Source organism: Dethiothermospora halolimnae (assembly GCF_037577855.1).
Taxonomy (GTDB): Bacteria; Bacillota; Clostridia; order Tissierellales; family VENL01; genus Dethiothermospora; species Dethiothermospora halolimnae.
In genome coordinates this window covers 26,493-38,717 of sequence record NZ_JBAKFX010000039.1, presented here as the reverse complement: position 1 = coordinate 38,717, position 12,225 = coordinate 26,493, and the positions used below count along the sequence as shown (strand labels likewise).

Genomic DNA, 12,225 nt, shown 5'->3' with positions numbered 1-12,225 from the left:
AGGGGGAAAGTGTATCCTTTTTTAGGGCCAAACGGTCTTTTGATACCCATTAATAGTAAAATGTGTATAATAAACATTTTTTGTATGAGTAAAATTTTTACTGGAAATTAGATGCGAAATTTCTGATGGAATATAAAAACACTTGATTATATATTAACTATCTATTACAATAGTATGGATAGCTCAAAATCATAATACAATTATAAAAATATGGAAAGGGGGCAATCGGTTAATTTTTATGATTTTATAACCGATGCACAGGTATGAAAAAAAATAAAATATTATTAGTAGCACTGGCATTATTATTATCAGTAACTTTGTTAGCAGGATGTGGAAGCAATGAATCCCTTACTCCTAAGGAGAAATTAGATAAAGCAGTTAACAATATGATGGATATGAAATCTGCTGAACAAAGTGGTGAAATAGGATTTAACTTCGATATACCATCTAGTGACCCAATGACTGGGGCATATTTACAAATGTTTAATAATGCAAAGATTAACATCAATGCAAAGACAGATATGGAAAATAAAAAGTCAAAGGCTGAAATGGCTGTTAACTTAGGTGGAATGTCATATACTATGGAGATGTTCTCAACAGCTGAAAAAATTGTTATGAAGATACCTATGATACCACAATATTTATACATGGATATGAACGAAGAAACATTAGGTGTAACTAAAGAGGAACAAGAAGAGTTTACTAACATATCTAGGGATATGGCTAAAAGCTTACTTGGAAGTGTAAAAGAAGATTACATTAAAGAAAATGGTGACAAGGAAATAGAGATAGAAGGTAAAAAAGTAGATACTACTCACTTGGCTATAGATGTTACCAACGAAGAAGCTAAAGGGCTTATAAAGGATATAGTAATATCAATGATAGAAGATGAAAATATGAGAAAATACTTTGTAAAAAGCATGAAAACAACTTCTAACATGCAAGGAGCAGAATTATCTGAAGAAGAAATAAATTCCCAATTTGATGAGATGAAGAAGCAAGTAGAAGAAGGATTTAAAGAGCTTGAAAATGAAATTAATTTTGATAAGATAGCAATAAATTATTTTATAGATAGTGATAATAATCTTAGAAAATTAGATTTTGAAATCGCTGTAACTGGAAAAGATCAAGAAACTGGGGAAGATATATCAGTGGCACTTAACGGTAAGATAAATGTATGGAATATAAATGGAGACATAACAGTGGAACTTCCAGAATTAACAGAAGAAAATTCAATGAATATGATGGAGATGCAAAATCAAATGATGATGCCAATCCAATAAAAATATGGGACTATTTAGTCCCATATTTTTATATCATTTTTTCCCTTATTTCAAGTTCAGCTCCACATGATGGACAAAACACATAGTTGTATTTAATGGGTAAATCCCTAGGTAGAACCCTATTACATACAGGGCATCTCCAATTTTTATAATATATAATGAGAAAAATAATTGCTGGGATAAAAGCTACTGTACCTAGAATAGGGGTAGGAATATTATTTATAATAGGAATTTTAAGGATTAAAGACATTAATGGTAGTCCGAATAATATAATAAAAATAGTACCAAACCCACCTATAATGAAGCTTATCCATCTCATTTGTTTGGCCCTTTCATAGGCTTTCCTTACTTCATGTTTTTCCATTGCATCACCCCAAATAAATTAATAGTTTAAGTTTGAAATTGATATATAATCTAAGATATGATGTGTGAAAAGATAAAAAGAAGTTAATTTTATTATGACCTATATTAATATATATTTAATTATATTATAACATATTCTTGAAATAAATGGAAATAAAAAAGAGACCTTTTAAATAGATCTCTTCTTTATTATCTTCCTTTCCCATTTTCCTGTAAGATACATACCATAACCTATTAAACATATTATAAAATTACTTAATATCATGGCATACCAAACGGATCGGGTACCCAAATCAGTGAAATTTTTAAATATCAATATTAATGGTATTCTAAGCAACCATAGACGACCTGCCATCATAACCATGGCCATTTTAGTATGTCCAGACCCTTGGAAAGTTCCAACAAATATTTGGAAGAATCCCATTAAAGGAATGGCTGAAGTTATAAGTTTAAGATAGAATATACCTTGACTCAAAACATCTTTACTATCGGTAAATAATCCCACAACAGAATCGGCTATCATAAATATTGTAGCTCCACCTAAAGCCAATACTATAGTGGATAATATGGCACTTTTCTTTATGGCACTTTTTGCCCTTGGTACATTATCGGCACCTAAATTTTGACCAACTATTGTGGCAAGGGCATTACCGATACCCATTGCTGGCATAAGTATTAACGAATTTATCCTATTACCTATACCAAAGGCTGTCATAGTGGAATCACCAAATGAAATAATGAATTTATTTAATATGATAAATCCAAATGCAGCGGTTGATTGACCTATAGAAGCAGGAAGTCCTACCTTTATCAACTTTCTTAATACTCTAGGATTTATATTAAGATGTCTTCTAGTAAGCTGTATTCCACCAGATGGAGAAAACAATCTATATATAGCAATAAAACTAAATATTCCCCTAGCAGTAACAGTGGCTATTGCAGCTCCCCTTATACCAAAGCCTAGGACCATTATAAATAATGCATCTAATCCTATATTTAAAATAACAGAAGCGCCGCCATATAACATGGGTGTAAAAGTATCTCCTTGCCCTTGCTTTATAGACTGAAAGGCAAAAAATATGAACATTGTGGGAAGACCTAAAAACATAATGCTTAAAAAATTAACCCCATATCTGTAAACATCACCCTCTGCTCCCATCCAATTAACTATGCTAGGGGCCAGAAAAAAACCTATAATACCAAGGGTTAATGAAAATACAAAGGAAAAGCTAACCACTTGGCCTGCTATATCCGTTGCATCATCCAATCTATCGGAACCGGTATACTGGGATATTAGAGCCGTACCTGCTATAGATACTCCCATTCCAATAGACATCATAAAAAATATAACTGGCCACACAAGGGTCATAGCCGCAACTGCATCATCCCCAATTGTACTTACAAAGAATGTATCAGTAAGATTGTAAACAGTTTGCATAAAGTTATTTAACATAATTGGTAAAGCTAATGTAACTATTACTTTATACATATTACCATTAAGTATTAGATCTCGTTTCTTTAAAAAACTCATATAATTCCTCCAAACATTATGATATCAAAGATAATTATATCATTAATTATTTCGAGTATCAAAATAAATTTTATTGGCTGTTATAGATTCTTCATAAAACATAATTGTAAAATATAAATTGGAGTTATATAATGGAATATATAAAATAAAAATACAAGGTGATGAATATGTATATAAAAATAAAAATTAAGCCTAAAAATAAGTCCTATATAGTATTACCTATACACTATAACCATATTATCCAGGGATTTATTTATAATAATATAGATGAAAATTTAGCAGAATTTCTACATGAAAAAGGATATTTGAATAATAAAAGAAGCTTCAAAATGTTTACATTCTCAAATGTTAAGGGAAAATATAAAATAAACAAAAAGAAAAAAGAAATAGTATTTGAAGACCAAATAGAGCTCTTAGTCTCATCTCCCATAGAAAAGTTTTGTCGAACCTTTGCATCTAATATGCTGATAAAAGAAGAACATATATTAAATAATCAGCAGATAGAAATAGTATCTATAGAAGTTAAAGAACATAAAAGGTCCTTTGAAAAACTAAGGCTATTATCACCAATAGTTATGTATTCTACAATAAAAAAGGAAAATGGAAAGAAATACACTTATTATTATAGGCCTGGAGACGCAGAATATAATGAACTTATAACAAATAATCTAAGGAAGAAATATAAATCCTATTATAATAAGGAACCAGATAATGGTCTAGTGAAGATAATGCCAATAAATAATCTTAGATTTAACTTAGTAAAATACAAAGGTTTTATAATAAAGGGTTATACTGGACTTATAAAAATATCAGGACCAAAGGATCTAGTCAAATTAGGAATGGAAACAGGATTAGGCAGCAAAAATAGTCAAGGTTTTGGATTTGTAAAAGCATTATAAAAAGTGTCGTCGACCTTAGGTAATGCAAAAACCCCGGGAGGTCGACGACACTTTGTTTTTTATGTGTAAATGACTTAATATCAATATTTTCATCAGTGAATCTACAGTAAAAGGGGAGGGATTAAATGTAATTTAGGAAAAATTGACAATATGGAATGAATGTGGTAGTATCAATGTGTGTGATGGGTTTATAGACTACCTATAAGGAATTGAAACTTAAGAGGGGGTGATGTATTGGGAAGAAAAAGATTGCCGTTTATAGACTACCTATAAGGAATTGAAACTAAGATTTAAAAGTCTCTCTTATAGACTCTTCAAGATTTGTTTATAGACTACCTATGAGGAATTGAAACGTGACTAAGTAGGTGATTAGATTGGATTTTGATAAAGTTTATAGACTACCTATGAGGAATTGAAACTTGATAGGAGAAGGAAAAAAGAATATAAGAAGTTTTGGTGTTTATAGACTACCTATGAGGAATTGAAACGGAATTTGAGCTCCTGCTAATAAATTAGCTATAGGTTTATAGACTACCTATGAGGAATTGAAACAAAAAAAGAGAAGGTTATACAAGGATTATTGAGGATGTTTATAGACTACCTATGAGGAATTGAAACACGGCTGAAATGTTGCAGCCAATAGTTCAAGCTGTTCAGTTTATAGACTACCTATGAGGAATTGAAACTATGGAATATGGTTATATTGTGGTCTTTATGGCCAAGGTTTATAGACTACCTATGAGGAATTGAAACTTTTCATCAAGTAGCCCTCCCGCTATTACCGTATCCCAGTTTATAGACTACCTATGAGGAATTGAAACTCGGTCAATTTAATCCCCTTTCTACTCTATTCACCAGTTTATAGACTACCTATGAGGAATTGAAACTATTCTTTCTTTTGCTCGTTTACTTCATCAAATCTAGAGTTTATAGACTACCTATGAGGAATTGAAACACATAACATCTAAAACATACAAATCTATATTTTGATGTTTATAGACTACCTATGAGGAATTGAAACTCTGGATTAAATGTTCTTGTGCATCTCCATAGTGCGTTTATAGACTACCTATAAGGAACAGCTGCGTATATCACCGTAAAGACAAATGAAAAATAGAGAAATTAAATCAGAGTAGAAAAAAGTTAGTAATTTATTTGAAAAATATATAAAGCATAATTGAAGAAAGCTCTTTATTATTGGTTTAGATAGATACCGTAATAAAGAGCTTTTTATATTGCTTGTTAATAAAAAGAGATTCTATAAATTAAAAATATGGTAGATTAACATGAAATTATAAAATATTATTAAAATTTTGAAGAAAATTAACAAAATAAATAGAATTAAAGAACTATTATGGTAAAATAAACATATAAATTCATATAGAGAATACTTAGAAAGGGGTAAAAAAATGAAGAAAAATACAGTATTAGTATTAGTTTTAATATTATTTTTAGGAACTGGTATTTTATATGCTTATGAGGAGAATTCGAGGACTGACCTTAGTAAAGATGAGTTACTAGATAAAGTGGAATTATTAGAAGTTAAAGTTAATAAATTAGGTTCCAAAAATGAAATTAGCAAAGGGATAAATGGGGATCTTACAGCAAACTATGCATCTCACTTAGAAAATGTTTTATATCAATATGAGAAGTTTATTAAAGAAAAAGAGGACAGAATAAAGGAGTTGGAGAAGAAGGTTAGTAGTAATTCAGATATTATAATTGAATTAAAAACGTATAAGCATATGTTTTATATATTAATTTCATTAGTCATATTTGGCTTTTTATTAGGTGGAAAATCTATTAAAGATGCTAAAAAAAGTATAGAGAGTGAATGTGAAGAAAAGATTATTGAAGAGATAAGTAAACTAACAAATAAAAGAGTCAATGCTCTAAGGGAATTAATAGAGAAGGTTGAACAAGATAAAAAAGTTTATAAAAATAATAAATTAGGAATCATTTCAAAAACTTTAGAAAAAAGTGAAAAGTTACAAGGATATCTTAGTTCTTATGAAAAATCATATCCACTAATGACTAATGGAATAATAGAAGGGGCAGATAATATTCTATATGATGGAATAATAATAAACAATAAAGAAGGGGCTATTTCTGAAGAAGAAAGCTTTCAAATAATAGAGGAGTTTAAAAATTGCAAAGTACTATATTATGGGAAAAAACTGAATAGAGAACATCCCGTTTATAAGGAAAACGAAGATAGAATAAACTTTTCAAACAGCAAATCTACTATAAAGCGACAGTTATATGACTTGTTAAATTCGTAAACAACAACTACAAGGAGGTGTAAAAATGCATTACATAAAGATAGATGTTTCAGGGAAACAGGAGTTTATATTTAAAAGTAATAAGTTAAGGGATAATATACATGCATCAGATATAATAAGAAGAATTACAGAGTATACAAATAAAGATACTGTATCTAATGATAAAGATATTTTATCATTAGATAGTTTTTTAAATAACTATAAAGACAAGTATAAAAAAGAATTTTGTGGTGGAGGAAATAGTATATTATCCTTTGTAGAAAAAGATGATGCAGTTGACTTTATAAAGAACTATTCTAAGAAGGTATATGAAAAATATCCAGAGTTAGAATTATATATAGCGTTATATACTAAAAAAGATGGTATTAAAGGCAACCAAATAAAAGTGAAGTTAAACGAAGAGTTAGATAGGCTAAAGGATTTAAGAAAATCTAGATTTAGAAAATGTTCATTTGGAGTAGAAGTATTGGATTCAATAACAGGCTATCCTATAGAGGGCAGTGAAAATATAAGGGCATATTTAGATTCAAGAAGTAGTAACGAAGTAGAGTATAAGCATAGAAATATAAAATCTTTAAAAGAAATAAATGAAGCAAAAAAACATCTAAAAGATTATCTTTCATCTGACTATAGATATGATGAAATAAAAATAACACATGAAATGGAAGATTATAAAAGCTATGGTGAAGATAAAAACAAAAAGTATATAGGTATAATATCATTAGATGGCAATGGCATGGGAGATTTAGTTAGTAAGACAAAGAACTTTAAAGAACTTGGTAATCTAGGAGAAGAAATACAAGATGTATACATAAAGTCTATTAATGATTATCTAATAAAGTTGGACAAATATTTACATACTTTTAAAGAAGAGATAAAACCTATAAGACCATACATAACCCCTATTGTATCAGCAGGGGATGATATTTGTTTGATAGTTGATGGCAAAATAGCTATAGATGCAGCTTCGGAAATATTAAAAAATATAGAAAAAAATTCACATATAGACACTACAGAGTATAAAACTTTAAAAGAACTTTTAAAGAGGAATGATAAAGATAGGCTGACGGCTTGTGCAGGAGTTTCAATTAATAAAATAGGTTATCCTTTTTTTGATGTTTATGTAGAAGCAGAAGAGATGTGCAAAAGGGCAAAGGAAAGCAAATACAAATTCATTAAAATACTAGAAGATAAAGGGATAGACAAAAATAAGTATAAAGACATGGAGATGTCCATATTAGATTGGAATATCATAAGAGGAAGTAACAAGGAAGACTATGACTTTGAAAAATATATAAAAAATTATACCGAAGACATATATCATGTTAAACCTTGTATTGTTTCAGAAGATATAGAGTTTAAAGAATTATCAATATATAAATATGAAAAATTTAAGAGAACATGTAATCAAGTAAACAGTCTTATAAAACAATCAAAGCTAACCAAGTCTACACTAAATTTTTTACAACAAAATTTTTATGATGGATTCAGTTCTTATAAAGCAGAAATAATTAAAAAAAGAGACAAACATACACAAGAATTATTTAGTAAAATAAAAGAAATTTATATAGAGCAAGACTCTAAAGAAAGTAATACGGTAAAAAAGTATGGTTTGATAAGGAATGATTATAAAAACTATTTTGTTTTAAATGATGTAATAGATACATATGAGTTTTTTGAAAATATAAACGATACAGAAAAAGGAGGAAAGGAGGATGAGTAGTTATAAAATAAGAGTAGAGCTCTTATCTGAAGGAATATTTAATAGTGGGGAAGAACAGAAGAACTCTGTAAATAATAAAGTTTTAACGGATAAAGATGGATTTGTGTGTTATCATGCTAAAACACTAAAAGGAGTTTTAAAAGAAAGGGGAGAATTAATAGGGAAAAATCTACTTAGTATAAGTAGTAAAGCTGATATAATAGAGGACTTGCTATTAGAGTTATTTGGTTCTAGGTTTAATGATAATTCTATTAGCGAAACGAAAAAAGGTATTATGAATTTATCAAATCTAGAAATAAATGGAGAAGTTAAGAAAATTATTAAAGAAATAAATATTTTAGATAGTGAAAGTGATGGATATAAAGGAATTACCAAATATGATCTAATAGAAGCCCAAACTAATATTAGGACGCATATACAGCTAGAAGAAGGTATTATCAAAGATAAACGATTAGGTAGTTATCATACAGTAAAAAATGGGTTGATTTTTATTAGTGATATTAATTTTGATAGAGAACCTGCCAAAGACCAAGTGGCATTGTTAAATATAATAGTTAATAGTTTAGATTACATAGGGGGTTGTACTAATAGGGGAAGAGGGAAGGTAAAAGCTGTATTATTAAAGGACGATAAAGAAGTTTCAATAGAAGAGTCTTTGGAGGTGATTTTAGGTGAATAATTACATAATTGTAGAGATTACAAATTTAGAACCTCTTAAGATTGGCTCTAATGGGACTAAAAATCAAGCAGAATCTTCTAAAGATTATATACCAGGTTCAACCTTAAGGGGAGCTATAATCTATTTATTAAAGAAAAAATTAAAACTTGATGATGATTTAAAAGATGAAAATAATGAAAACTATAAGTATAAAATATTAAATAAAATAAATTGTTATAATGCTTATCCATATAAAAATAAAGAAGGATTATTTATACCAACACCTCTAAATTTAAGGATAGATAAGCATGATTTTAGGGAAAAAAGAGTAATTAAAAGTAATACTCCTATAGATATAAAAAATCTATTAAAAGACTATAATAGTTCCTCTAATGAAGAAAATAAAAGAAAAGTAAATAATATAAAATACAAATATGTAAAGTTTAACGAAACTAATCCTTTAGAACCAGTGAAAATTGAAAAAGAGTATAGGTTACATCATAATGGAGTGAAAAATAAAAATAAAAAAGAAAAAGATAATATATTTAGGTATGAGTCTATATCAAAAGGACATACTTTTATAGGACTAGTAAGTGGAGAAAAAGAAATTATTAAAAAATTATCAGAATTAATAAGAGGGAATGAAAAAGTATATTTAGGTGGTTCAAAGGGAAGTGGATATGGACTTTGTAAAATAGAGATAATAAATAATGAAAAATTAGATAATAAAAAAGTTTTTGAAAATTATAGTGAAGTAAAAAAAATATTGGGATTAAAATTTAAAAGAGATGATTTAAAAGAGAATAACAAAGAACTTGTACTACAGTGTTTATCAGATTGTATGTTTAGAGATGAAAATGGACAACCATCTAATCATATAGATAGTCAATATCTAAAAGATACATTAAATTTAGAAGAGGTTAGTTTTAAAAGAGCATATTGTAAAGGAAGTTATTCTCAAGGGTTTAACATGAAGTGGAGAGCTAGATACCCAAAGGAAGGTATAATGAAGGCAGGTTCTATAATCAAGTATAAATACAAAGGTAAGTTACATAAGGAAAAAATGGAGGTATTAGAATCTAGGCTTAGAGGTATGAGGACAAATGATGGATATGGATGGATTGCTTGTAATATAGAATATCCACAACAACTAAATATAGAACCTGTAAAATTAGTTGGAGATTATAATGAAGATGGGAACTCTGAGAGTAATGATAATGAGAACAAAAAAGATATAAGTGATGATACTAAAACAAATTTAGAAATAATATCTAAAGGACTATCTCAAGGGAAAAAGAGATGGATTAAACATATTTACCTAAAGGAAAAAGACATCATAATAATAAATGAGTTAAAAGCTAGTCATATAAAAAATATGAAAGATATAATTAAATTAAAAAGAGAAGACAGAAAAAAACAACCTAAATATAATCGAAATTATATGAGTAATAAAGAAAGATTTTCTATAAAGGATGAAAACTTTAGCAAAATAATGGAATATATTTATGAGTTAGAAAAAGATAAAGACTATAAAAAACACAAAGAGATAAGTGATTTTGTAGATGAAAAAATAGGTTGTAAAAAAGCTCAATTGTTTTATCATAATTTGTATTTTAAAAAAGATATTATAGGGATGAAAAGAGAGTTTTTAATAGATTTTTTACAAGAAATTTTATATATAGAATTAAGAAAAGAGGAAAGGGGGGAGTAATTTGAGCAAGTTTGTTAGATATAGATTTAAATTAAAAGCAAAATCACCATTATATTTTGGAAGTTCAGAAAAAGGGGAATTATTAAAAGATTCCTATGATAAACCATTTTTAATGGGAAATTCAATAGCTGGAGTCATACGTTCTTACTTTGAATTAGAACATAAAGACATAGATATAAAAAAATATTTAGGTGGCAAAACTCAAGAAGATTTTAAAGAAAGTAAGTTGAGAATAACCGATGGAAACATAAAAATAAGTAATAATGAAGAATTTAAGCCAGAGATTAAAGAAGGAACGAAAATAGATTATGACACAGGTGTAGCATGTGATGGTGGTAAATACCAATTTAATTATATACCTATAGGAGAAAAATTAGATTTTGATATAGAAATAGAGGATAAATATATAGAAAATGAAATAGATGATTTAGTAGAAAAAATAGCTTGTGGAATAGAAAAGGAGTATATAACTTTTGGTGGTCAAATAAACAATGGTTTTGGAAAACTTGAAATAGAGAAAATAATGAAAAAGGTTTATGATTTGACCAATAAAAAAGACTTCGAAAATTTTATAAAGAAAAGAGATAGTGTAGAAGGGGAAATTTTTAAATATCAACTTGATAGTAGACATGAAGAAAATAATATTGTAAACATAGTTTTAGAAGGAAGTTTTCCATATGGAGTTTATCAAAGTTTTGAAAAAAAAGATGAAAAGGATAAGGCAGTTACTGGCTTACAAAAGAATAAACAAGGATATTACATACCTGCGACTAGCATAAGGGGACTTATAAGAAGTAACTTAGCTAGATTATTTAAGCAAAGTGATATAAAAGATGAATATTTAACTGTTTTTATGGGAGGAAAGACTTATAAAAAACAGCATAGAGGAAAACTGAAATTTGAAGATGTGTATATAAATGAGTCAAAAAAAATAGAAATCAACAGAATGGATAGTGATGAAACTAATCCTGTATATAATAAAATTGATAGATTAACAGGAGGGGTTATGAATAGTGCATGTATAACCCATGAAGAAATAAAGGGAAAAGCCAGGATAAACTTGCAGTTTGTTAAAAAACAAGAAGATGATATTGATTATAAATATTTTTTATATCCTATTATAATTATTTTAAGAAATATTGGTTTGGGATTTATACCTATAGGAGGAGCTACTAATAAGGGGTTAGGAGAATTTAGAGGTGAGAAGCTTACGATAGAAGATGGAATAATAAGCCAAGAACATAGTATAGAGTTAAAGGATGGAAAAGCTAGCTTAAATGAAGAGGGAAGAAAGTATTTGGTAAATCTTAAAAATGAGCTTAAACAGTTTATAGAAGATGGTGATAATAATGGTTAGAAGGGATTTTTTAGAGATATTAAAAAATGAATGTAATAATATTGAAAAATATTTTTATCTTATTCACACTTTAAGTGATGTGAAGGTAAAAATACAAAAAGATACTATTGATAATATTATAAGTGGTTTCAATAAGTCAGATAAAGACTTTGATTTTGATAATGAGATTTTAGAAGCAAGATTTTTCAATGAAAATCATGAATATTTTATATATAGGGTTGAAGATGGATTTAAAGTAGTTACAACTAGTCATAATTGTTGTACTAATGATGGATATATAACTAGAGAATATTTATTAAATTCTAGGTTTAGTGGATCTAAGAGGATGAAATTGATTTTCAGAGAGTATCTGTCATATGAAGACCATTTAGCATATCCAAGTAGGACTTGTCTTTACGATATAAGGGAGGTGTATTAA

General features: G+C 28.1%; 10 protein-coding genes and 1 CRISPR repeat array. Of the genes, 8 read left to right on the top strand and 2 right to left on the bottom strand.

Annotation, left to right across the window (positions count from 1 at the left end):
• The first annotated feature begins 263 nt into the window (after positions 1-263).
• Positions 264-1,283, top strand: coding sequence for a hypothetical protein (locus V6137_RS14400; protein WP_425448651.1), 1,020 nt, complete (start codon positions 264-266; stop codon positions 1,281-1,283).
• A gap of 28 nt (positions 1,284-1,311) precedes the next feature.
• On the opposite strand, the gene V6137_RS14395 is transcribed toward V6137_RS14400, so the two are convergent.
• Positions 1,312-1,647, bottom strand: coding sequence for a hypothetical protein (locus V6137_RS14395; RefSeq protein ID WP_425448650.1), 336 nt, complete (start codon positions 1,645-1,647; stop codon positions 1,312-1,314).
• Positions 1,648-1,815: 168 nt separating this feature from the next.
• Positions 1,816-3,177 (bottom strand): MATE family efflux transporter, encoded by a 1,362-nt coding sequence (locus V6137_RS14390; RefSeq protein WP_425448649.1) that lies wholly within the window; start codon positions 3,175-3,177, stop codon positions 1,816-1,818.
• Between the two features lie 161 nt (positions 3,178-3,338).
• Between V6137_RS14390 and cas6 the strand changes: the two genes are divergently transcribed.
• The 7 genes from cas6 (at position 3,339) to V6137_RS14355 (ending at position 12,225) form a co-directional block, all read left to right on the top strand.
• A complete protein-coding gene (gene cas6, locus V6137_RS14385; protein ID WP_425448652.1) occupies positions 3,339-4,076 on the top strand; it encodes a CRISPR-associated endoribonuclease Cas6 in 738 nt (245 codons plus the stop codon).
• Between the two features lie 186 nt (positions 4,077-4,262).
• A CRISPR array of direct repeats spans positions 4,263-5,162; the repeat unit is 30 nt; unit sequence GTTTATAGACTACCTATGAGGAATTGAAAC.
• A gap of 323 nt (positions 5,163-5,485) precedes the next feature.
• Positions 5,486-6,358, top strand: coding sequence for an NARF domain-containing protein (locus tag V6137_RS14380; RefSeq protein WP_425448648.1), 873 nt, complete (start codon positions 5,486-5,488; stop codon positions 6,356-6,358).
• Between the two features lie 25 nt (positions 6,359-6,383).
• Entirely contained in the window at positions 6,384-8,081 is a 1,698-nt protein-coding gene (locus V6137_RS14375; RefSeq protein WP_425448647.1) for a Cas10/Cmr2 second palm domain-containing protein, read from the top strand.
• A complete protein-coding gene (locus V6137_RS14370; RefSeq protein ID WP_425448646.1) occupies positions 8,074-8,760 on the top strand; it encodes an RAMP superfamily CRISPR-associated protein in 687 nt (228 codons plus the stop codon). Before V6137_RS14375 ends, V6137_RS14370 begins: the two co-directional genes overlap by 8 nt.
• Positions 8,753-10,450 (top strand): RAMP superfamily CRISPR-associated protein, encoded by a 1,698-nt coding sequence (locus V6137_RS14365; RefSeq protein ID WP_425448645.1) that lies wholly within the window; start codon positions 8,753-8,755, stop codon positions 10,448-10,450. Before V6137_RS14370 ends, V6137_RS14365 begins: the two co-directional genes overlap by 8 nt.
• A 1-nt stretch (position 10,451) precedes the next feature.
• A complete protein-coding gene (locus V6137_RS14360; RefSeq protein WP_425448644.1) occupies positions 10,452-11,807 on the top strand; it encodes an RAMP superfamily CRISPR-associated protein in 1,356 nt (451 codons plus the stop codon).
• A complete protein-coding gene (locus tag V6137_RS14355) occupies positions 11,800-12,225 on the top strand; it encodes a hypothetical protein (protein ID WP_425448643.1) in 426 nt (141 codons plus the stop codon). The genes V6137_RS14360 and V6137_RS14355 overlap by 8 nt, the downstream gene beginning before the upstream one ends.